Source organism: Pantoea anthophila (assembly GCF_026104315.1).
Taxonomy (GTDB): domain Bacteria; phylum Pseudomonadota; class Gammaproteobacteria; order Enterobacterales; family Enterobacteriaceae; genus Pantoea; species Pantoea anthophila.
In genome coordinates, this window is record NZ_CP110473.1 from 1,235,727 (window position 1) to 1,259,172 (window position 23,446).

Consider the following 23,446-nt stretch of genomic DNA (forward strand, 5'->3'; position numbering starts at 1 on the left):
GCCGCACACGGAACAGGCCTGGTGCCGCCGCCCCGACAATGTCGTGCGTCGGGGCAAGAATATGATTAACGCTCGTCTCTGACGAGCCTTACGGAAGCATGTCACTATGGCTACAATTCATGTAGACGGTAAAGAGTATGATGTGAACGGAGCGGACAACCTGCTACAGGCGTGTCTCTCTCTGGGCCTTGATATTCCTTACTTTTGCTGGCATCCGGCGCTGGGAAGCGTCGGGGCCTGCCGCCAGTGTGCGGTAAAGCAATTCCAGAATGCCGAAGATACCCGCGGTCGTCTCGTCATGTCCTGCATGACGCCGGCCTCTGACGGCACATTTATCTCCATCGACGATGGCGAAGCGAAAGAGTTCCGCGAAAGCGTGGTGGAGTGGCTGATGACCAACCACCCACACGACTGTCCGGTGTGTGAAGAGGGCGGTAACTGTCACCTGCAGGATATGACAGTGATGACCGGCCACAGCTTCCGCCGCTATCGCTTCACCAAGCGCACCCACCGTAATCAGGATCTCGGCCCCTTCATCTCCCACGAGATGAACCGCTGTATCGCCTGCTATCGCTGCGTGCGTTACTACAAAGATTATGCCGATGGCAAAGATCTGGGCGTCTACGGCGCACATGACAACGTCTACTTCGGTCGCCCGGAAGATGGCACGCTGGAAAGCGAATTCTCCGGTAACCTGGTCGAAATCTGCCCGACCGGCGTGTTCACCGACAAAACACACTCCGAACGCTATAACCGTAAATGGGATATGCAGTTCGCGCCGAGCATCTGCCAGCAGTGCAGCGTGGGCTGTAACACCAGCCCGGGTGAACGTTATGGTGAGTTGCGCCGTATCGAAAACCGTTACAACGGCACCGTTAACCACTACTTCCTCTGTGACCGTGGCCGCTTTGGCTATGGCTATGTGAACCGTAAAGATCGTCCGCGTCAGCCGATGCTGCTGCGTGGCAACGACTGGGTGACGCTGAACGCCGAGCAGGCGGTTAACGCCGGGGCTGATTTGCTGCGCCAGGCGAAGAAAGTGATCGGTATCGGCTCACCACGCGCCAGCGTTGAAAGTAACTTTGCCCTGCGTGAACTGGTCGGGGCGGAGAACTTCTCAACCGGTATACCGGCAGCTGAGCAGGCCCGGCTTGAACTGATGCTGAAAGTGCTGCGTGAGGGGGGGATTTACACCCCTTCGCTGCGTGAGATTGAAAGCTACGATGCGGTGCTGGTGCTGGGTGAAGATCTGACCCAGGTCGGCGCACGTGTGGCGCTCTCCGTCCGTCAGGCGGTGAAAGGCAAAGCGCGTGATATGGCCGCGGCACAGAAGGTGGCAGACTGGCAGATCGCCGCGATCCTGAACATCGGTCAGCATGCGAAACATCCGCTGTTTGTCACCCACGTTGATGAAACCCGTCTGGATGATATCGCCGCATGGAGCTATCGTGCGCCGGTTGACGATCAGGCGCGTCTCGGTTTCGCCATCGCCAGTGCGCTGGATGAATCTGCGCCTGCGGTGACCGATTTCGACAGCGCACTCAGCGCCAGAATGGATGTAGTGGTTCAGGCACTGGCGGGCGCGAAAAAGCCATTAATCATCTCCGGTACCCATTCCGGCAGCAGCGCCATGATTGAAGCCGCCGCAAACGTCGCCAAAGCCCTTAAGGCCCGTGGCGCCGATGTCGGCATTACCTTGCTTGCCGGCCACGCTAACAGTGTCGGACTTGGCCTGATCGGCGGCAATCCACTGGAGCACGCGCTGGAGCAGCTGTCAGGCGGTGAAGCCGACGCGCTGGTGGTGCTGGAAAACGATCTTTATCGCCATGCGCCCAAAGCGCTGGTGGATGCGGCGCTGGCTCAGACCACGAACGTGATCGTGGTGGATCATCAGCGCACCGCGACCGTGGAGAAGGCGGGTCTGGTCTTATCGACCGCGAGCTTCGCCGAAAGCGATGGCACCTCTGTTAACCATGAAGGCCGCGCGCAGCGTTTCTTCCAGGTTTACGATCCCGCTTATTACGACAACAGCGTCGTGATGCTGGAGAGCTGGCGCTGGCTGCACTCGCTGCACAGCACCCTGGAAAGCCGTCACGTGGACTGGACTCAGCTCGATCACGTTATCGATGCCGTGGTTACCCGTCTGCCGCAGCTGGCCAGCATCAAAGAGGCGGCGCCTGACGCCAGCTTCCGTATCCGGGGCCAGAAACTGTCACGTTCGCCGATCCGTGCGAGTGGTCGTACCGCCGCGCGCGCCAACATCAGCGTCCACGAACCGCGTCAGCCGCAGGATCAGGACACGATGTTTGCCTTCTCGATGGAAGGGAACAACCAGCCGTCGGCCCCACGTTCTCAGATCCCGTTTGCCTGGGCACCGGGCTGGAACTCCCCTCAGGCGTGGAACAAATTCCAGGCCGAAGTGGGCGGCAAACTCCGTCATGGCGATCCGGGCGTGCGCCTGTTTGAAGCCAGCGCCGGTCAGTTACCCTGGTTTACCCGTGTCCCTCAGGCCTTTGTCAGTGAAGGGCAGTGGCGTGTGGCGCCGTGCTACCAGCTGTTTGGTAGTGAGGAGATGTCGCAGCGTTCCCCGGTTTTCCAGCAGCGTATGGCGCAGCCTGCTCTGGTGATCAACCCGGACGATGCGGCGAAGCTGGGCGTCAACGATGGCGCAGCCGTCGAGTTCAGCTGTGCCGGTGAGACCGTGCGTCTGCCGGTGCGTTTCTCGGCGTCACTGCAGGCGGGACAGATTGGTCTGCCGCTGGGCATGCCAGGCGTTCCGCCGTTCCTGGCGAACGATAAAATCGACACTCTGCAGGAGGCGGCGCAATGAGCTGGTTAACACCGGACGTTATCGACATTCTGCTGGCCATCGTTAAAGCCATCGTCATTCTGCTGGTGGTCGTGGCCTGCGGCGCGTTCATGAGCTTCGCCGAGCGTCGTCTGCTCGGCCTGTTCCAGAACCGTTACGGACCGAACCGCGTAGGCTGGGGCGGGTCACTGCAGCTGGTGGCGGACATGATCAAAATGTTCTTTAAAGAGGACTGGGTCCCGCCGTTTACCGACCGCTTTATCTTTACTCTGGCACCGGTTATCGCCTTTGTTTCGCTGCTGCTGGCCTTTGCTATCGTGCCGGTTTCACCGACCTGGATGGTGACCGACCTGAACATCGGTCTGCTCTTCTTCCTGATGATGGCAGGTCTGGCGGTCTATGCGGTGCTGTTTGCCGGCTGGTCGAGTAACAACAAATACTCCTTGCTGGGTGCGATGCGCGCCTCGGCGCAGACCCTGAGCTATGAAGTGTTTCTGGGGCTGTCGCTGATGGGCGTAGTGGCGCAGGCGGGCTCGTTCAATATGAACGACATCGTTAACAGCCAGACGCATCTCTGGAACATCATCCCGCAGTTCTTCGGTTTTGTGACCTTCTGTATTGCAGGTGTTGCGGTGTGTCACCGTCATCCCTTTGACCAGCCAGAAGCGGAACAGGAACTGGCTGACGGTTATCACATCGAATACGCCGGGATGAAGTTCGGCCTGTTCTTCGTCGGCGAATATGTGGCGATTACCACGGTCTCCGCCCTGATCGTTACGCTGTTCTTTGGTGGCTGGCATGGACCCTTCCTGCCGCCGTTCATCTGGTTCGCCCTGAAAACGGCGTTCTTTATGATGATGTTCATCCTGATCCGCGCCGCGCTTCCGCGTCCACGCTACGACCAGGTGCTGTCATTCGGCTGGAAAGTGTGTCTGCCGTTGACGCTGCTGAACCTGCTGGCGACTGCCGCAGTGATTCTCTACACAGCGTCGTAAGGGGTTAACAAATGACTTTGAAAGATATTGTCGTCGGTTTTGGCACGACAGTTCGCAGTATCTGGCTGATAGGGCTGCACGCCTTTGCCAAACGTGAAACGCAGATGTACCCGGAAGAGCCGGTTTATCTGCCACCTCGCTATCGCGGCCGTATCGTGTTAACGCGCGATCCGGATGGGGCAGAGCGTTGCGTGGCCTGTAACCTGTGTGCGGTTGCCTGTCCGGTGGGCTGTATTTCGCTGCAGAAAGCGGAAACCAAAGATGGCCGCTGGTATCCGGAGTTCTTCCGCATCAACTTCTCACGCTGCATCTTCTGCGGCATGTGTGAAGAAGCCTGTCCGACCACCGCGATTCAGCTGACGCCCGATTTTGAACTGGGCGAGTTTAAGCGTCAGGATCTGGTGTATGAGAAGGACGATCTGCTGATTTCGGGACCGGGTAAATATCCGGAGTACAACTTCTACCGCATGGCAGGTATGGCGATTGACGGTAAAGATAAAGGCGAAGCGGAAAACGAAGCGAAGCCAATCGACGTCAAAGGCTTATTACCTTAAGGAGCAAGGCATGGAATTTGCGTTTTATCTTTGCGGACTGGTGGCGGTGCTGACGACGTTGCGCGTCATTACCCACACCAATCCGGTACATGCGTTGCTGTACCTGATCGTTTCGCTGTTATCGATCGCTGGCGTCTTCTTCTCAATGGGAGCCTATTTTGCGGGTGCGCTGGAGATCATCGTCTATGCCGGCGCGATCATGGTGCTGTTCGTCTTCGTCGTGATGATGCTGAACCTGGGCAAACAGACGCAGAAACAGGAGCGCGAGTGGCTCAGCCCCTCACTCTGGATCGGTCCGGGCCTGGTGTCATTGCTGCTGCTGGTGGTGATGGTCTACGCCATCCTGACCGCCAATGACCAGGGTATTGACGGCACGATCATCGACGCTAAAGCGGTCGGTATCAGCCTGTTTGGTCCGTACGTCCTCGCGGTAGAGCTGGCGTCGATGCTGCTGCTGGCCGGTCTGGTCGTGGCCTTCCATATCGGTCGTGAAGAGCGCCAGGGTGAAGTCCTGAGCAACCGTCCTGCTGACGCCGCACAGGCGAAAAAGGAGAGCGCATGATCCCGTTACAACATGGATTGATTCTGGCTGCCGTGCTGTTTGTCCTTGGACTCACGTCGCTGGTTATCCGCCGCAATCTGCTGTTTATGCTGATCGGCCTGGAAATCATGATCAACGCCGCCGCGTTAGCCCTGGTGGTTGCCGGGAGCTATTGGGGTCAGGCCGACGGACAGGTGATGTATATCCTGGCCATCAGCCTGGCAGCAGCGGAAGCCAGTATTGGTCTGGCGCTGCTGCTTCAGCTCTATCGTCGTCGTCAGACGCTGAACATTGATACTGTGAGCGAGATGCGCGGATGAATCTTCTCTATTTAACTGTCTTGTTTCCGCTAATCGGCTTTCTGCTGTTAGCGTTTTCCCGCGGTCGCTGGTCAGAGAACCTGTCGGCCACGATTGGTATGGGATCGGTAGGCCTGGCGGCCCTGACCACAGCGATGATCGGTTTCGACTTCTTCGCCAACGGTCAGCAGGCTTACACCCAGTCGCTCTGGACCTGGATGCATGTCGGCAACTTCGACATGAAGGTGAACCTGGCGCTGGATGGCCTGTCGCTGACGATGCTGTCTGTGGTAACCGGTGTGGGTTTCTTCATTCACATGTTCGCCTCCTGGTACATGCGGGGTGAAGAGGGCTACTCCCGCTTCTTCGCCTACACCAACCTGTTTATCGCCAGCATGGTAGTTCTGGTGCTGGCCGATAACCTGATGCTGATGTATCTGGGCTGGGAAGGGGTAGGGCTCTGCTCCTATCTGCTGATCGGTTTCTACTACAGCAATCCGGAAAATGGCAAAGCGGCGATGAAAGCGTTCATCATCACCCGCGTGGGCGACGTCTTCCTGGCATTCGGTCTGTTCATCCTCTACAACGAGCTGGGCACGCTGAACTTCCGTGAGATGATGGCGCTGGCACCGGCGCACTTTGCCGCAGACAACCACATGCTGCAGTGGGCAACGCTGATGCTGCTGGGTGGCGCAGTCGGTAAATCGGCTCAGCTGCCGTTGCAGACCTGGCTGGCAGACGCCATGGCCGGTCCGACACCGGTTTCAGCACTGATCCACGCCGCGACCATGGTCACCGCGGGCGTCTACCTGATTGCCCGTAGCCACGGTCTGTTCCTGCTGACGCCGGAAGTGCTGCATCTGGTGGGCATTGTCGGAGCGATTACCCTGGTGCTGGCGGGCTTTGCTGCGCTGGTACAGACCGATATCAAACGCGTGCTCGCTTACTCCACCATGAGCCAGATTGGCTACATGTTCCTGGCACTCGGTGTTCAGGCGTGGGATGCGGCGATTTTCCATCTGATGACGCACGCCTTCTTTAAAGCGTTACTGTTCCTCTCTTCTGGTTCGGTCATTCTGGCCTGCCATCATGAGCAGAACATCTTCAAAATGGGCGGCCTGCGTAAAAGTATTCCGCTGGTCTACACCTGCTTCCTGGTGGGTGGCGCGGCCCTGGCAGCCCTGCCGCTGGTCACCGCGGGCTTCTACAGTAAAGATGAGATCCTGTTTGGCGCACTGGCTAACGGTCACATCAATCTGATGGTGGCCGGACTGGTCGGGGCATTCCTGACCTCAATCTATACCTTCCGCATGATCTTTATCGTGTTCCACGGCGAAGAGAAAATTCATGCGCATGCCGGTAAGGGGATTACCCATCATCTGCCGCTGATTGTGCTGCTGCTGCTCTCCACCTTTATTGGTGCGCTGATCACGCCACCGCTGGCGGGTGTCCTGCCAGCCAGTGAGTTCGGCGAAGCGGGCAAAGTGGGACTGGAAATCACCTCAGGCGTTGTCGCGATTGTCGGCATTCTGATCGCTGCCGCGCTGTGGCTGGGCAAACGTGAACTGGTTACCCGGATTGCAAACAGTGCACCTGGCCGTTTCTTCGGCACCTGGTGGTTTGCCGCCTGGGGCTTCGACTGGCTCTACGATAAAGTGTTCGTCAAACCTTACCTGGGTATTGCGTGGCTGCTGAAGCGCGACCCACTGAATGGCCTGATGAACCTGCCTGCACTGCTGTCACGTATTGCCAACAAAGGCCTGGTCGTCAGTGAGAATGGCTACCTGCGCTGGTACGTTGCGTCAATGAGCGTGGGTGCCGTGCTGGTGCTGGCTCTGCTGCTGGTGATGTAAAGATTGATGAGCGGGGCAGGTTAGTTAATCTGCCCATTGAGAATGTCAAAAATTGTCCTGAGCAAGGGTGTTATCGTCGCAGCCAGTTTGGTTTCCGCCAGCGCGCAGCAACCGCAGCATACTGAAGTATGTGAGGATTGCGAGCACTGCCGGGAAGCAAACTGGCCAGTAAGATAGCCCGAACTAAGACAAAGAAAAGGGAAGTGTGCCGTGTTATTACCTTGGCTAATTATCATACCCTTCGTCGGCGGTCTGATCTGCTGGCTGACCGAGCGCCTCGGCGCGAAGGTGCCACGCTGGATCGCGCTGATCACCATGGGGCTGACGTTGGCGCTTTCACTGCAACTCTGGTTGCAGGGAGGCTATTCACTGACGCAGGCAGCGGGCATTCCGCAGTGGCAGTCAAGTTTCTCCGTTCCGTGGATCCCACGCTTCGGCATCAGCTTCCATTTAGCTATCGACGGTCTGTCGCTGCTGATGGTGGTGCTGACCGGTCTGCTCGGTCTGATGGCGGTGCTCTGTTCCTGGAATGAGATTGAAAAGTATCAGGGCTTCTTCCACCTCAACCTGATGTGGATCCTGGGCGGCGTCATCGGTGTGTTCCTCTCCATCGATATGTTCCTGTTCTTCTTCTTCTGGGAAATGATGCTGGTGCCGATGTACTTCCTCATCGCGCTCTGGGGTCATAAAGCCTCCGACGGCAAAACCCGTATTACCGCTGCAACCAAGTTCTTCATCTACACCCAGGCGTCAGGTCTGGTTATGCTGATTGCGATTCTGGGACTGGTGTTTGTCCACTTCAACGCAACCGGCGTCTGGACGTTCAACTATGAGCAGCTGCTGCAGACGCCGATGACACATGGTGTTGAATATCTGCTGATGCTGGGCTTCTTTATCGCTTTCGCGGTGAAAATGCCGGTGGTGCCGCTGCACGGCTGGCTGCCGGACGCACACAGTCAGGCGCCGACGGCGGGTTCTGTTGACCTGGCGGGCATCCTGCTGAAAACCGCAGCGTATGGCTTACTGCGTTTCAGCCTGCCGCTGTTCCCGAACGCCTCGGCGGAGTTTGCGCCTGTTGCCATGTGGCTGGGCATTATCGGGATCTTCTACGGTGCCTGGATGGCGTTTTCGCAGACCGATATCAAGCGTCTGATTGCCTACACCTCGATTTCACACATGGGCTTTGTGCTGATTGCTATCTACACCGGCAGCCAGCTGGCGCTGCAGGGTGCGGTGATCCAGATGATTGCGCACGGGCTCTCGGCTGCCGCGCTCTTCATCCTGTGTGGTCAGCTGTATGAGCGTCTGCATACCCGTGATATGCGTCAGATGGGTGGACTCTGGTCACGCATCAAATGGATTCCGGGCCTGTCGCTATTCTTTGCTGTCGCCAACCTGGGGATGCCGGGTACCGGTAACTTCGTCGGCGAATTCATGATCCTGACGGGCAGTTTCCAGGTGGTGCCGACGATTATCATCATCTCCACCTTTGGTCTGGTGTTCGCCTCCGTTTACTCGCTGGTCATGATGCAGCGCGCCTACTACGGCGAAGCGAAATCAAAAGATCCGCTGCCAGGCATGTCACCGCGTGAGTTCATGACCATCGGGGTTCTGGTGGTCCTGCTGGTGCTGCTGGGCGTCTATCCACAGCCGATTCTGGATACTTCGCACGCTGCCATGAGCAATATTCAGCAGTGGTTTACCGCTTCAATTTCAACTACAAGGCCGTAATTCGCCATGACAATAACTCCTCACCAATTGATTGCGTTGCTGCCGCTGTTAATCGTCGGATTGACGGTGGTGGTTGTGATGCTGTCCATTGCCTGGCGACGCAACCACTTCGTTAACGCCACGCTAACGGTCGTTGGCCTGAACCTGGCGCTGCTGTCGCTCTATTTTGTCGGTCAGGTCGGCGCAATGGATGTCACGCCGCTGCTGCGTGTCGATGGCTATTCGATGTTTTACACCGCGCTGGTGATGCTGGCGAGCCTGGCGACCTGCACCTTTGCCTATCCGTGGCTGGCCGGTTTCCCGGACAACAAAGATGAGTTCTACCTGCTGGTGCTGATTGCGGCCCTGGGTGGCATCGTGCTGGCCAGTGCCAACCATCTGGCGGCGCTGTTCATCGGGATTGAGCTGCTGTCGCTGCCGCTGTTTGGTCTGATTGGCTATGCGTTCCGCCAGAAACGTTCGCTGGAAGCGGCGCTGAAATATACCATTCTTTCCGCGGCGGCCTCCTCGTTCCTGCTGTTTGGTATCGCGCTGATCTACGCCGACTCCGGTAACCTGAGCTTCGTTGCGCTGGGTCAGAGTCTAACCGACAGTATGATTCAGGAGCCCCTGCTGCTGGTTGGGCTGGGCATGATGATCATCGGTCTGGGCTTCAAACTTTCGCTGGTTCCGTTCCACCTCTGGACGCCTGATGTCTATCAGGGTGCGCCCGCGCCGGTGTCGACCTTCCTGGCGACCGCCAGCAAGATCGCCATCTTCGGTGTCATCATGCGTCTCTTCATGTATGCGCCGGTGACCGACAGCGAGGCCGTTCGCACGGTACTGGGCCTGATCGCCTTCGTATCGATCCTGTTCGGTAACCTGATGGCGATTTCGCAGAGCAACATCAAGCGTCTGCTGGGTTACTCTTCCATCGCCCACCTGGGTTATCTGCTGGTGGCGCTGATTGCGGTGAAAGATCATGAGCTGTCGATGGAAACGTCCGGGGTTTATCTGGCCGGCTACCTGTTCAGCAGCCTGGGCGCGTTTGGTGTGGTCAGTCTGATGTCCAGCCCGTATCGTGGCCCGGATGCGGACTCGCTCTACTCCTACCGTGGCCTGTTCTGGCATCGTCCGATTCTCTCTGCGGTGATGACGGTGATGATGCTGTCGCTGGCGGGTATCCCGATGACGCTGGGCTTTATCGGTAAATTCTACGTCATCGCTTCCGGCGTCAGTGCCCACCTGTGGTGGCTGACCGGTGCCGTGGTGGCGGGCAGTGCGATTGGCCTTTACTACTATCTGCGCGTCACGGTCAGTCTTTACCTCAGCCCGCCAGAGCTGCACACCCGCGATACGCCAGCAAACTGGGCGTTTACCGCCGGTGGTGTGGTCGTGCTGATCTCCGCCATTCTGGTGCTGCTGTTAGGGGTCTACCCGCAGCCCCTGATCAGACTGGTGATGATGGCTCAGCCGCTGATGTAAGCGGAATGACGCTCTGATGAATCAGGCCTCCGGGCCTGATTTTTTTTGTCTGCCATTGACCTGTCATCTGTAAACCGCGACGTTATGACCTCGTCGCTATAACCCATCCGGCCTTCTCAGGAGAAATCATGGATATTTGCTGGCTCGATAAACACCATCGTGAACTCACGCCCGCCGAACTCTATGCGCTGCTGGCGCTGCGCAGTCAGGTCTTTGTGGTGGAGCAGCAGTGCGCCTATCTGGATGTGGATGGCAGAGATTTACAGGCAGAAAACCGCCATCTGCTGGGGATGGCCGGTGACCAGCTGGTGGCCTATGCGCGCCTGCTGTCTCCGGAAGAGGCCTCTGGCCCGGTAAAAATCGGCAGGGTGATCGTGTCCGATCGGGTGCGCGGTGCGCAGCTGGGACGTCGTCTGATGGAGCAGGCGGTCAGCCGTTGTCAGCAGCACTGGCCGGGCCGCGACCTGTTTCTCTCTGCGCAGGCGCATCTGGAGAACTTCTACGGGCAGCATGGTTTTGTGGCGACAGGGGAGGTCTATCTGGAAGATGGGATCCCCCACGTCGATATGCTGAAGGTCGCGCCATAAAAAAGGCGAGGCCGGAGCCTCGCCTGTTTACATCAGCCGACCGTCATCTGGCGGTCATCGACATATTTCCGCTGATCCGGCGCAGGTGGGAAGTATTGATAGAGCCAGGTTTCGCTCAGCGTCTCCTCTTTGGTGCGCAGGAAGAGGCGCATCTCGACCGGCGCGGTCGAGTCGCTGTTCGGATACCAGTCAAACAGAATGCGATAACCCTTCAGCGGATCGACATACAGAATTTCGACCTGTTTCACGCTACCGGACGACACGGTAATGACCGGCTCGATGCCTTTCGGCGCGGCAGCCTGCAAATCACCCCCGATGAAATCAATGGCGAAGCGGCGGCACCAGGTTTCCGGGAAGTGTTCGCCAGGCGCCCAGCCTTCCGGGAAACCGCCGATACCGGTGCGGGTGGCGTCAACGCGCGCCAGACCGCTGCGCACCGGCGGCAGACCACTCCAGTAGAGCTTGTAGGAGAAGTTCAGCTCGCTGCCCGCTTTGACCGGTTCTGCGGGTTGCCAGAAGCAGACCACGTTATCCAGCGTTTCGCCGGTCGTCGGGATCTCCATCAGGTTAATCGCACCTTTGCCCCATTTGCCGACCGGCTCCACCCACAGGCTCGGACGCTTGTCATACCAGCCAATCACATCCTGATAATCTTTAAAGTCGTGATTAAGCTGGAGCAGGCCAAAGCCACGCGGATTCTCATCTTCATAGGCGTTGAACTGCAGTCGCTGCGGATTGTTCAGCGGACGGGCAATCCATTCCCCTTTACCGGTCCACATCGCCAGGCGATCGGAGTCATGGATTTGCGGATGGTAGGTGTTGCACATGCGGCGTTCATTCGTGCCGCAGCTGAACATGCTGGTCATGGGCGAGATGCCAATCTGGCGGATCTCTTTGCGGGCAAACAGGTGGTTTTCCACCTCCATCACCACGCGTTTCTCTTCGCAATGGATGATGAACTTGTAGGCACCGGTGACGCTCGCGCCATCCAGCAGGGCATAGCAGGTAAAGGTGGTATCTTCCGCCTTTGGCGTTTCAAACCAGAAGGCCGTGAAATCGGGGAACTCTTCCTGACCGTTGCTGAAGGTGTTGATCGCCACGCCGCGTGCCGAGAGGCCGTACTGGTAAGTATCGTCAACCGCACGGAAGTAGCTTGCGCCGAGGAAGGAGACGATATCCCGGCGAGCCAGTTCCGGTTTCTTAAAGGCGCGGAAACCGGCGAAGCCCAGGTCGGTTTTACCCTCCAGCTGCTTTGTATCGACCTTCGCATCGTTATAGTTAAACAGTTCAGGACGGAAGTGGATTTCGCGCGCCTCGCGGCTGGCACTGTCAACCGAGAACATGCGGATGCGGCGCTTGAAGCCCATGCCGACGTGGAAGAACTGCACGTCCAGCTGACGGTCGGGCAGGTTGTTCCAGAGCGAGTGATTCGCGTCATACTGAATTTCGTTGTACGCCTGCGGCGTCAGCGTTGCCAGTGTCTCCGGCAGTGCGCCTGGCGCGCCGCCCCAGGGTTGCTTCGCCAGCGCGGCCGCTTTTTTCTTCAATACGTCGAAACCGAAGCGTACTGCGGTTCCGTCAGCAATGCCATCTTCTGCCCAGGCGGATTGCGCAAACAGCGTTGACAGGCCGGTCATGCCGCTGACGGCGGAGAAGGCCATTGACGCTTTCATAAACATTCTTCGATTCATGCCAGAGATCATTCCTTAGCTGTTCGAGGGTGTCGTGACTGTCGTGCAAAATGCACTTTCATGGCCCGATAATCACAGGCAACAGAGGGGTACGACAGCAGGGTAACTGGAAAATTCAGTTCCGTTAAAATTTATCAGATTAATCAAAGAAGCGAAGCGAAATTGCGTCTCTGCCGCTGCGTCTTACGCATCTTTGCACAGGGAAGGGCGCGCTGCCTGACGCTGCCCCGGTTAACAAATGAAAAATCAGGTGATTCCTGGCGCAGGAAATCGGCAGAGCGTCAGATTGTGGCTATAGTTAATGAACTGCTTTGCAATTCACACGGAGGAAACGATGGTAAACCAGACAAATCAATTCGAAACGGGCCTCGATGACGATATTGCGTTACTGACGGAAACGCTGGAAGAAGTACTGAAGGCATCCGGTGATCCGGCTGACCAGAAGTACATCGAGCTTAAAAGCAAAGCCGAACAGGCGCTGCACGATGTGAAATCACGTGTCAGCCAGGCGTCCGATAGCTACTACTATCGTGCAAAACAGGCCGCTTACCGTGCCGACGATTACGTGCACGAAAAACCCTGGCAGGGTGTTGGCATCGGCGCTACCGCCGGTCTGATCCTGGGGCTGCTGCTGGCGCGTCGATAATCGCGACGCCCTGACAGTCATTAAACGGCGGGTCTCACCCGCCGTTTTTGTTTTTCCTGTACGCACGGCCCGCCTCCGCAAATCCTCGTTTTTCTCTTTCCGGCCTGAAGCGCCCTGTGCTCTCGAGGGGAATGCGCATTGTGTTTCTCTGATGGAGTTCCTAAAGTAAAGCAAACGTTAAAAAGGAGAATGCGACGTGATCAGAGTAGAGATGCTGTCAACCGGGGATGAGGTGCTGCATGGCCAAATCGTCGATACCAACGCGGCCTGGCTGGCGGATGTGCTATTTCAGCACGGCCTGCCGATGACCAGCCGCACCACGGTCGGGGATTCTCTCGATTCGCTGATCGCGACGCTGCAGGCGCGCAGTCACGAGGCGGATGTGCTGATCGTGAATGGCGGGCTGGGGCCGACCAGTGACGATCTCAGTGCGCTGGCGGCGGCTCAGGCCTGTGGCGTGGAACTGGAGATGCAGCAGGGGTGGCTGGAGCAGATGGAAGCCTGGTTTGCCAGCCGGGGACGGGTGATGGCGGCGAGTAATCGCAAGCAGGCCGAGATCCCGGCCAATGCAGAACTGATTGATAATCCGGTCGGCACCGCCTGTGGCTTTGCCCTGCAGCTCAATCGCTGCTGGATGTTTTTCACGCCCGGCGTTCCCTCTGAGTTTAAAGTCATGGTGGAGCAGCAGATCATTCCGCGCCTGAAGGCGAAGTTTACGCCGCCCGAGCCGCCGGTCTGTCTGCGACTGACGACCTTTGGTCGCGGCGAAAGCGATATCGCCGCTGAGCTGGAGTCGCTGCCGCTGCCCGAGGGTGTGGTGATGGGTTATCGCTCCTCCATGCCGATTATCGAGATCAAACTCACCGGCCCGGCAAGTCAGCGTGTGGCGATGGAGCAGGCGTGGCAGCAGGTTCGGCTGCTGCTGGCGGAATGCACCATTTTTGAAGGCACCGAAGGGTTACCAGCCCTGCTGGCCCGTGAACTGACGCAGCGCGGTTCAGCGCTGGCGATCAGTGAGCAGTACACCGCCGGACTGCTCTACTGGCAACTGGCTGCTGCCAGTGTGCCGTTGCGCGGTGCAGACATTCTGCCTTCCCGTCCTGAGACGCTTGAGCAGCAGGTTGCCCGCACCGGTCAGCTCGCCGCGCAGCAGCAGGCGGCGCTGGCGCTCTCTGTCGGCAGTCTGGATCAGGAAGAGATAGCGATTGCCCTGTATACTCCGGAAGGCAGTGTCGGACAGCGGGTGAAATTCAGCACCGGTCGTCATAACCTGGAGACGCGGCAGAAGGTAGTGGCAATGATGGCGATGAACATGCTGCGCCGCTGGTTGCACGGCAGCGAAGTCAGCACCGGTCACGGCTGGATTGATGTGGTTGAAACTATCAGACAGTGAGAACAGGGAAAATAAAACGGGCGCCTGAGGCGCCCGTCTGGATCAGACTACGGATTCAACCCATACAGGGTTAGTCTGACAGCAATAAATAGGCTTAAAGCGCAGGGAACACGGGCAGAGGAGGAAAGCGTCCCGCGCCATGGACGGCGCGGGCCGAGCTGTCAGGGATGACGCTTTTTGCGTCTTTCCGATCTGACCGTGTTCCCTGAGCTGACGCGATCTCAAAGCAAATCAAGTCAGACTTTTTTCGTCTCAGTTACAACTCAAGCTCAATCTCGCCTTTGGCTTTGCAGCAGCAGGGCAGGATCTCATCCTGCTGCACAAAGGCCAGCGGCTTCTGCGGGTAGTGCACTTCACCCTTCAGCAGCCGCATCCGGCAGGAGCCGCAGTAACCTTCGCGGCACTGGAACTCCACGCAGAGATTGTTGGCTTCCAGCAGCGTCAGCAGATTCGTGTGCTCGTCCGTGCATTCCAGCCGGGTGCCGGAGCTGCGCAGAATAACAACGTCGCGGCTCATGATTACAGCTGGAAGTCGTCGAAGTCGTTAGCGCCCACTTCAGAGTCAATCTGACCCACCAGATAGGAGCTCACTTCCACTTCCTGCGGCGCAACCTGAACGTTGTCAGACACCAGCCAGGAGTTGATCCACGGAATCGGGTTTGACCGCGTCTGGAACGGCAAATCAAGGCCCACCGCCTGCATACGGATATTGGTGATGTACTCAATGTACTGGCAGAGAATATCTTTATTCAGGCCGATCATTGAGCCGCCGCTGAACAGATAGTCTGCCCACTCTTTCTCCTGCTCGGCGGCCTTCTTAAACAGCTCGAAGCACTCATCACGGCACTCTGCCGCAATCTCTTTCATCTCCGGATCGTCTTCACCGCTGCGCAGCAGGTTCAGCATATGCTGGGTGCCGGTCAGGTGCAGCGCTTCATCGCGGGCGATCAGCTTGATGATTTTGGCGTTGCCTTCCATCAGCTCACGCTCTGCGAAGGCGAATGAACAGGCGAAGCTGACATAGAAGCGGATGGCTTCCAGCGCATTGACGCTCATCAGGCAGATATAAAGCTGCTTCTTCAGGGCGCGCAGGCTGACGACAACCGTTTTGCCGTTGACCTGATGCGTGCCTTCGCCCAGCTGATGCCAGTAGTTGGTCATCTCAATCAGATCGTCGTAATAGCGTGAGATATCCTGAGCGCGCGCCAGAATCTGCTCGTTGGTGACGATATCATCAAACACCAGCGCCGGATCGTTCACGATATTACGGATAATGTGGGTGTAAGAACGGGAGTGAATCGTCTCGGAGAAGGCCCAGGTTTCGATCCAGGTTTCCAGCTCAGGGATCGAGATCAGTGGCAGCAGCGCGACGTTCGGGCTGCGGCCCTGGATCGAATCCAGCAGCGTCTGATACTTCAGGTTGCTGATAAAGATATGCTTTTCATGTTCCGGCAGCGCCTGATAGTCGATACGGTCGCGGGACACGTCGACCTCTTCGGGACGCCAGAAGAAAGAGAGCTGCTTTTCGATCAGCTTTTCAAAGATGTCATATTTCTGCTGGTCGAAGCGCGCCACGTTGACCGACTGACCGAAAAACATCGGCTCTTTCAGCTGATCATTTTTGTTCTGTGAGAAGGTGGAGTAAGCCATAAAAGTTGTCCAAAAAAAGAGGAAGCGAAGTGGCCTCGTGAAATGAATGAGGCGGGAGAATCTCCCGCCTGGCCATTAGATTTTACAGGCGCCGCTCTCGCAGCCATCATCCTGGATAGAAGGTGCCAGGTCATCCTGAGCATCTTCCGCACCGTCACGGGTGTTCTGATAGTAGAGCGTTTTCACGCCGAACTTGTACGCCGTCAGCAGATCTTTCAGCAGTTGCTTCATCGGCACTTTACCGTTGGCAAAGCGGGATGGATCGTAGTTGGTGTTAGACGAAATCGCCTGGTCGATGAATTTCTGCATCAGACCCACCAGCTGCAGATAGCCATCGTTGTTCGGCATTTCCCACAGCAGCTCATACTGATCTTTCAGACGCTCATACTCCGGCACCACCTGACGCAGGATGCCATCTTTCGAGGCTTTAATGCTGATGTGACCGCGTGGCGGCTCAATGCCGTTGGTGGCATTGGAGATCTGTGACGATGTCTCAGACGGCATCAGCGCTGACAGCGTCGAGTTGCGCAGGCCGTGAGTTTTGATCTCTTCACGCAGGCTTTCCCAGTCGAGATGCAGCGGTTCGTTGCTGATCGCGTCCAGATCTTTCTTGTAGGTGTCGATAGGCAGGATGCCCTGCGCATAGGTGGTTTCGTTGAACCACGGGCAGGCACCTTGCTCTTTCGCCAGCGCGTTTGAGGCTTTCAGCAGGTAATACTGAATGGCTTCAAAGGTCTTGTGCGTCAGGCCATTGGCGCTGCCGTCGGAGTAGCGCACACCGTGCTTCGCCAGGTAGTAAGCGTAGTTGATCACGCCGATACCCAGGGTACGACGACCCATCGCGCCACGCTTCGCTGCCGGGATGGGGTAATCCTGATAGTCGAGCAGGGCGTCAAGCGCACGCACCGCCAGGGTCGCGAGCTCTTCCAGATCGTCGAGGCTGTCAATGGCACCCAGGTTGAACGCAGAGAGCGTACACAGGGCGATTTCACCGTTCTCGTCGTTCACATCTTCCAGCGGCTTAGTCGGCAGCGCGATCTCCAGGCAGAGGTTAGACTGGCGAACCGGCGCGATGCTGGCATCAAACGGGCTGTGGGTGTTGCAGTGGTCAACGTTCTGAATGTAGATACGGCCGGTTGAGGCGCGTTCCTGCATCATCAGAGAGAAGAGATCGACCGCTTTGACACGCTGTTTGCGGATGCTCTGATCCTGCTCATATTTGGTGTAAAGGCGCTCAAACTCATCCTGATCGGCGAAGAAGGCGTCATACAGACCCGGGACATCAGACGGGCTGAACAGGGTAATCTCTTCCCCTTTCAGCAGGCGCTGGTACATCAGTTTGTTGAGCTGCACGCCATAGTCCATGTGGCGCACGCGGTTGCCTTCAACACCACGGTTGTTTTTCAGCACCAGCAGACTTTCGATTTCCAGATGCCACATCGGGTAGAACAGCGTGGCGGCACCGCCGCGAACGCCGCCCTGAGAACAGGACTTCACCGCAGTCTGGAAATGTTTGTAGAACGGGATACAGCCGGTGTGGAACGCTTCACCGCCGCGGATCGGGCTGCCCAGCGCACGGATGCGACCGGCGTTGATGCCGATACCGGCACGCTGAGAGACATATTTCACGATCGCGCTGGAGGTGGCGTTGATTGAGTCCAGGCTGTCGCCGCACTCGATCAGGACACAGGAGCTGAACTGACGCGTCGGGGTACGCACGCCCGACATGATAGGTGTCGGCAGGGAGATCTTAAAGGTCGAAACCGCATCATAGAAACGTCTGATGTAATCCATGCGGGTGTCGCGCGGATAGCCAGAGAAGAGGCAGGCGGCGACCAGGATGTAGAGGAACTGCGCGCTCTCGTAGATTTCACCGGAGACGCGGTTCTGCACCAGATATTTGCCTTCCAGCTGCTTCACGGCAGCATAGGAGAAGTTCATGTCGCGCCAGTGGTCGAGGAACTCGTCCATCTGTGCAAACTCTTCCGGGCTGTAATCTTCCAGCAGGTGGCGGTCATATTTGCCGAGGTCCACCATTTTGACGACCTGGTCATAGAGCTTTGGTGGCTCAAACTGACCATACGCCTTTTTGCGCAGGTGGAAGATTGCCAGGCGGGCAGCCAGGTACTGATAGTCAGGGGCATCGCGAGAGATGAGGTCTGCTGCGGCCTTGATGATGGTCTCATGAATGTCAGAGGTCCTGATGCCATCATAGAACTGAATATGGGAACGCAGCTCCACCTGTGACACTGAGACGTTGTTCAGCCCTTCAGCTGCCCAGTCCAGCACACGGTGAATTTTGTCGAGATCAATGCGCTCCTGGCGGCCATCGCGTTTAGTAACGAGCAGACTCTGGTTCATGTCGCGTTTTTACCTTTGCGTGAGTATCCAAAAATTAAAAGAAATCCCGGTTTATACACAGCATATTCATTGTGAATAATATGTGGATAAACACAACATCTAGGGGGTGATGGGAAAACCTGCAACTACATGGAGGCATATTTTAGTATTTTGCGGCGGGTTAACAAGAGCAAAAAATGATGACGGGAGGGGTTGTAATTCTGGCGAAAATTTTTAGCCCACGCCTTATAAGGCCTGACACCCTGTCAACCCGATCACACTTTTTTTTGTTAATTTGATCGGACGCGTATTTCTTATTCAATCCTCAGATGTGCGCAGAAAAAGGGATGAAAATTGCGCAAAAGCCGCTAGCGCTCTGCGGCTCTGGCAGAAAAGGCGGGCGGACAGGTGAAATCTGTCAGGGCCAGCCTGAGCTAGGTGACTGGCAGATATGAGAATGGTGTGGCGGTCTGAGCGGCTGCGCGGGGAGAAGGCCCGCCGGAGAAAGAGGCGGGCCAGAGACTTAGCGGGCGCGGTGGGTGTGCACCATATAATTGACGTCGGTGCCGGGTGCCAGTTTGAAGCGGTTGGTCACCGGGTTGTAGTGCAGGCCAATGATGTGACGTTCACGCAGGGTGGTCTCATCGACCCAGCCGAGCAGCTCAGAGGGACGGATAAACTTTTTCACGTCATGGGTGCCGCGTGGCACCATGCGCAGCACATATTCTGCGCCGAACACCGCCAGCAGCCAGGCTTTGGGATTGCGATTCAGCGTGGAGAAGAAGACCTCGCCGCCCGGCTTAACCAGCTGCGCACAGGCGTGCACCACCGAGCGCGGGTCCGGAACGTGCTCCAGCATCTCCATGCAGGTCACCACATCATATTTTCCAGCATTCTCTTCCGCATGCGCTTCTACGGTCTGCTGCACGTAGTCCAGCGTGACGCCGCTCTCAAGGGCATGCAGACGTGCGACCGCCAGAGGTTCCGCTCCCATGTCCAGTCCGGTCACTACCGCACCTTCGCGCGCCATGCTCTCGGCTAAAATGCCGCCGCCGCAGCCGACGTCTAGCACGGTTTTACCAAACAAACCGTTGCTGTGCTCCGCGATATAGCCCAGGCGAAGCGGGTTAATGCGGTGCAACGGTTTAAATTCACCCTCCAGATCCCACCAGCGCGAGGCAACGGCCTCAAACTTGGCAATTTCCTGTGCATCGACGTTCTGCTGATGATTCTGCGGTTGTGCATTCATTGAATCGTAACTCCTGACAAAATGTCCCCACAGTATAAACGCTTAACCGCCGATGGCACACCTTTCAGGCACAAGGAAAAGCGGGTGAAATCGGTGGTTAACGTTCACCAGAGCATTGCAGTGTGATATACTTTCGCACCTTTAAAATCCGGGATTAAGTAGAGGGATAGCGGCTCCATGAGCGACCTTGCGAGAGAAATTACACCGGTCAATATCGAAGAAGAATTAAAGACTTCTTACCTCGATTACGCCATGTCGGTCATCGTTGGCCGAGCTTTACCCGATGTGCGTGACGGCCTGAAGCCGGTGCATCGTCGCGTACTCTTTGCGATGAGCGAACTGGGTAACGACTGGAACAAACCCTATAAAAAATCTGCCCGCGTCGTCGGTGACGTTATCGGTAAATATCACCCGCATGGTGATTCCGCCGTTTACGACACCATTGTACGTATGGCCCAGCCTTTCTCCCTGCGTTACATGCTGGTGGACGGACAAGGCAACTTCGGTTCCATCGATGGCGACTCCGCCGCGGCGATGCGTTATACCGAAGTCCGCATGTCAAAAATCGCCCACGATCTGTTAGCTGACCTGGAAAAAGAGACCGTCGATTTTGTGCCGAACTATGACGGCACAGAGCAGATCCCTGAAGTTCTGCCGACCAAAATCCCTAACCTGCTGGTTAACGGTTCCTCCGGTATCGCCGTGGGGATGGCAACCAATATTCCGCCGCATAACCTGCGCGAAGTGATTAACGGCTGCCTGGCCTATATTGAAGATGAGAACATCAGCATTGAAGGGCTGATGGAGCACATTCCGGGACCTGACTTCCCGACCGCCGCCATCATCAACGGCCGCCGTGGCATTGAAGAAGCGTACCGCACCGGACGCGGTAAGATTTATATTCGTGCGCGTGGCGAAGTGGAAGCGGATGCCAAAACGGGCCGCGAGACCATCGTCATTCACGAGCTGCCTTATCAGGTCAACAAAGCCCGCCTGATCGAGAAGATTGCAGAGCTGGTGAAAGAGAAGCGTGTCGAAGGCATCAGCGCGCTGCGCGATGAGTCTGACAAAGACGGCATGCGCATCGTGATCGAGATTAAGCGTGATGCGGTCGGCGAAGTGGTGCTGAATAATCTCTATTCACTGACTCAGTTGCAGACTTCGTTTGGTATCAACATGGTTGCCCTGCATCAGGGTCAGCCGAAGATTATGGCGCTGAAGGAGATTCTGGAAGCCTTTGTTCGCCATCGTCGTGAAGTGGTGACGCGCCGTACCATTTTTGAACTGCGTAAAGCCCGTGACCGTGCGCATATCCTTGAAGGTCTGGCGATTGCGCTGGCGAATATCGATCCGATCATCGAGCTGATCCGCCGTGCGCCAACGCCGGCAGAAGCAAAAGCGGGTCTGATTTCGCAGGCGTGGGATCTCGGTAACGTGTCAGCGATGCTGGAGCGTGCCGGTGATGACGCCGCCCGTCCGGAGTGGCTGGAGCCGCAGTTTGGCATCCGCGACGGTCAGTACTACCTGACCGAGCAGCAGGCTCAGGCGATTCTGGATCTGCGTCTGCAGAAACTGACCGGCCTTGAGCACGAGAAGCTGCTGGATGAGTATAAAGCGCTGCTGGATCAGATCGCCGGGTTGCTGCTGATTCTGTCGAGCGCTGAGCGTCTGATGGAAGTGATCCGCGAAGAGCTGGAGCTGATGCGCGATCAGTTTGGTGACGATCGTCGCACCGAGATTACCGCGAACAGCGCGGACATCAACATCGAAGACCTGATCAATCAGGAAGACGTGGTGGTGACGTTGTCGCATCAGGGCTATGTGAAGTATCAGCCGCTGAGTGACTACGAAGCGCAGCGTCGTGGTGGTAAAGGCAAGTCAGCGGCACGCATCAAGGAAGAGGACTTCATTGATCGTCTGCTGGTTGCCAATACCCACGATACGATTCTCTGCTTCTCCAGCCGTGGCCGTCTCTACTGGATGAAGGTTTATCAGCTGCCGGAAGCGAGCCGTGGTGCGCGTGGACGTCCAATCGTCAACCTGCTGCCGCTGGAAGCGAACGAGCGTATTACGGCGATTCTGCCGGTTCGCGAGTATACCGAAGGCTTCAATATCTTTATGGCGACCGCGCTGGGCACCGTGAAGAAGACCGCGCTGAAAGAGTTCAGCCGTCCGCGCAGCGCCGGCATTATTGCCGTGAATCTGCGTGACGACGATGAGCTGATCGGTGTGGCGCTGACCAACGGTAATGACGAAGCGATGCTGTTCTCCGCCGCCGGTAAAGTGGTGCGCTTCGCCGAGAGCGCTGTGCGTGCCATGGGCCGAACCGCGTCAGGTGTTCGCGGTATCAAGCTGGCCGAAGGCGATCGCGTAGTTTCTCTGATTGTGCCGCGTGAGGAGGGTGCGATTCTTACCGTGACGCAGAATGGTTACGGCAAGCGTACCGCCAACAGCGAATACCCGACCAAGTCGCGTGCGACGCAGGGTGTGATTTCAATCAAGGTGACCGATCGTAACGGTCCGGTGATTGGCGCTGTTCAGGTGGTGGATAGCGATCAGATTATGATGATCACCGATGCCGGTACGCTGGTGCGTACCCGCGTTTCAGAAGTCAGCGTCGTGGGTCGTAATACCCAGGGTGTGATTCTGATCCGCACCGCAGAGGATGAGAACGTGGTCGGATTGCAGCGTGTCGCCGAGCCGGTTGAAGAGGAAGAGCTGGATTCAATCGACGGCAGCGTGGCGGAAGGCGAGGATGATATCGCGCCTGAAGCGGATTCTGACGATGAAGAGATTGCACCGGAAGCGGAAGATGAAGACGACGCGGCTGAAGACGACGAGTAAATTGTCTGGCATAAGCTGAGGTTCGTTGCAGAAACGGCAGGTCAGGGGAAACCCGGCCTGCCGTTTTTTTGTATGGGGCGTTCGGTCGCAGGTGGGTGTGGCGGTGAGGCCGCTGCGATCGAAAGGCCCGCCATGCCCGATCGCAAAGGATTCCTGCATCCCTGCGGATCGGCCACGCCATCCCTGGCGTGGACGCTTTGCTCTTCGGGCATGGCAAGCCTTTCTCGCCGGATAGGGTGTCGCTTCAGGCGGGTGAGTGCGCGGGCGGGAGGATGCGGATTCTTGTGGGTGTGGCGGAGAGGCCGCTGCGATCGAAAGGCTTTTCTCGGCGGGGTGTGGTGTCGCTTCAGGCCGTTGCAATCGAAAGGCCCGCCACGCCCGACCGCAAAGGATTCCCGCATCCCTGCGGATCGGCCACGCCATCCCTGGCGTGGACGCTTTGCTCTTCGGGCATGGCAGGCCTTTCTCGCCGGGATAAGGTGTCGCTTCAGGCGGGTGAGTGCGCGGGCGGGAGGATGCGGATTCTTGTGGATGTGGCGGTGAGGCCGCTGCGATCGAAAGGTCTTTCTCGCCGGGATAGGGTGTTGCTTCAGCTTTTTCTCGCCGGGATGTGGTGTCGCTTCAGCTCTTTCTGGCTGGAAAACGGTTTCGCTTCAGGCGGGGGATGGGGGACGTCAGGCGTGACGGCAAAAGCTGTCCGAAAAGCGTCCCAAACTGCCTGCCGGGCCTTCCGCTGGCTGGCTTTTTTCGCCCGATGAAGCTAGTGTATGGGCAATAAAAATTGATGATGCGACTAACCT

At 57.2% G+C, this 23,446-nt stretch carries 17 protein-coding genes; 12 read left to right on the plus strand and 5 right to left on the minus strand.

What is annotated here, in order from left to right:
- Positions 1-106 precede the first annotated feature (106 nt).
- The 9 genes from nuoG (at position 107) to OJ965_RS08470 (ending at position 10,833) form a co-directional block, all read left to right on the plus strand.
- Entirely contained in the window at positions 107-2,830 is a 2,724-nt protein-coding gene (gene nuoG / locus OJ965_RS08430; protein WP_265138789.1) for an NADH-quinone oxidoreductase subunit NuoG, read from the plus strand.
- Entirely contained in the window at positions 2,827-3,804 is a 978-nt protein-coding gene (nuoH, locus tag OJ965_RS08435; protein WP_009089020.1) for an NADH-quinone oxidoreductase subunit NuoH, read from the plus strand. Before nuoG ends, nuoH begins: the two co-directional genes overlap by 4 nt.
- Positions 3,805-3,815: 11 nt before the next feature.
- Positions 3,816-4,358, plus strand: coding sequence for an NADH-quinone oxidoreductase subunit NuoI (nuoI, locus tag OJ965_RS08440; RefSeq protein ID WP_009089021.1), 543 nt, complete (start codon positions 3,816-3,818; stop codon positions 4,356-4,358).
- 10 nt (positions 4,359-4,368) lie between these two features.
- Positions 4,369-4,920 (plus strand): NADH-quinone oxidoreductase subunit J, encoded by a 552-nt coding sequence (gene nuoJ / locus OJ965_RS08445; RefSeq protein WP_009089036.1) that lies wholly within the window; start codon positions 4,369-4,371, stop codon positions 4,918-4,920.
- On the plus strand, positions 4,917-5,219 hold the full coding sequence (gene nuoK, locus OJ965_RS08450; RefSeq protein WP_003854236.1) for an NADH-quinone oxidoreductase subunit NuoK: 303 nt from the start codon (positions 4,917-4,919) through the stop codon (positions 5,217-5,219). Before nuoJ ends, nuoK begins: the two co-directional genes overlap by 4 nt.
- Positions 5,216-7,051, plus strand: coding sequence for an NADH-quinone oxidoreductase subunit L (gene nuoL, locus OJ965_RS08455; protein ID WP_009089038.1), 1,836 nt, complete (start codon positions 5,216-5,218; stop codon positions 7,049-7,051). Before nuoK ends, nuoL begins: the two co-directional genes overlap by 4 nt.
- A 210-nt stretch (positions 7,052-7,261) precedes the next feature.
- The gene (nuoM, locus tag OJ965_RS08460) at positions 7,262-8,782 is read left to right on the plus strand and encodes an NADH-quinone oxidoreductase subunit M (protein WP_009089040.1); all 1,521 of its coding nucleotides are present in this window, start codon (positions 7,262-7,264) and stop codon (positions 8,780-8,782) included.
- Positions 8,783-8,788: 6 nt separating this feature from the next.
- A complete protein-coding gene (nuoN, locus tag OJ965_RS08465; protein WP_046102270.1) occupies positions 8,789-10,246 on the plus strand; it encodes an NADH-quinone oxidoreductase subunit NuoN in 1,458 nt (485 codons plus the stop codon).
- 128 nt (positions 10,247-10,374) lie between these two features.
- Positions 10,375-10,833 carry a GNAT family N-acetyltransferase gene (locus OJ965_RS08470; RefSeq protein ID WP_058957787.1) on the plus strand — a complete coding sequence of 153 codons (459 nt, stop codon included), beginning with the start codon at positions 10,375-10,377 and terminating at the stop codon, positions 10,831-10,833.
- 32 nt (positions 10,834-10,865) lie between these two features.
- Here the strand turns inward: OJ965_RS08470 and OJ965_RS08475 are convergent, their stop codons facing one another.
- A complete protein-coding gene (locus OJ965_RS08475) occupies positions 10,866-12,524 on the minus strand; it encodes a glucan biosynthesis protein D (protein WP_265138800.1) in 1,659 nt (552 codons plus the stop codon).
- Between the two features lie 334 nt (positions 12,525-12,858).
- Between OJ965_RS08475 and elaB the strand changes: the two genes are divergently transcribed.
- Positions 12,859-13,170 carry a stress response protein ElaB gene (elaB, locus tag OJ965_RS08480; protein WP_009089050.1) on the plus strand — a complete coding sequence of 104 codons (312 nt, stop codon included), beginning with the start codon at positions 12,859-12,861 and terminating at the stop codon, positions 13,168-13,170.
- 196 nt (positions 13,171-13,366) lie between these two features.
- Entirely contained in the window at positions 13,367-14,563 is a 1,197-nt protein-coding gene (locus OJ965_RS08485; RefSeq protein WP_150028886.1) for a nicotinamide mononucleotide deamidase-related protein YfaY, read from the plus strand.
- Positions 14,564-14,819: 256 nt separating this feature from the next.
- Here the strand turns inward: OJ965_RS08485 and yfaE are convergent, their stop codons facing one another.
- From yfaE to ubiG, 4 genes are all read right to left on the minus strand, one after another.
- A complete protein-coding gene (gene yfaE / locus OJ965_RS08490) occupies positions 14,820-15,080 on the minus strand; it encodes a class I ribonucleotide reductase maintenance protein YfaE (RefSeq protein WP_009089055.1) in 261 nt (86 codons plus the stop codon).
- A 2-nt stretch (positions 15,081-15,082) separates the two neighbouring features.
- A complete protein-coding gene (nrdB, locus tag OJ965_RS08495) occupies positions 15,083-16,213 on the minus strand; it encodes a class Ia ribonucleoside-diphosphate reductase subunit beta (RefSeq protein WP_009089058.1) in 1,131 nt (376 codons plus the stop codon).
- Between the two features lie 75 nt (positions 16,214-16,288).
- A complete protein-coding gene (gene nrdA, locus OJ965_RS08500) occupies positions 16,289-18,574 on the minus strand; it encodes a class 1a ribonucleoside-diphosphate reductase subunit alpha (protein WP_009089060.1) in 2,286 nt (761 codons plus the stop codon).
- A 502-nt stretch (positions 18,575-19,076) separates the two neighbouring features.
- The gene (gene ubiG, locus OJ965_RS08505; protein ID WP_009089062.1) at positions 19,077-19,802 is read right to left on the minus strand and encodes a bifunctional 2-polyprenyl-6-hydroxyphenol methylase/3-demethylubiquinol 3-O-methyltransferase UbiG; all 726 of its coding nucleotides are present in this window, start codon (positions 19,800-19,802) and stop codon (positions 19,077-19,079) included.
- Between the two features lie 177 nt (positions 19,803-19,979).
- On the opposite strand from ubiG, the gene gyrA reads away from it, so the two are divergent.
- Positions 19,980-22,646 carry a DNA topoisomerase (ATP-hydrolyzing) subunit A gene (gyrA, locus tag OJ965_RS08510; protein WP_111207499.1) on the plus strand — a complete coding sequence of 889 codons (2,667 nt, stop codon included), beginning with the start codon at positions 19,980-19,982 and terminating at the stop codon, positions 22,644-22,646.
- The last annotated feature ends 800 nt before the right edge of the window (positions 22,647-23,446 follow it).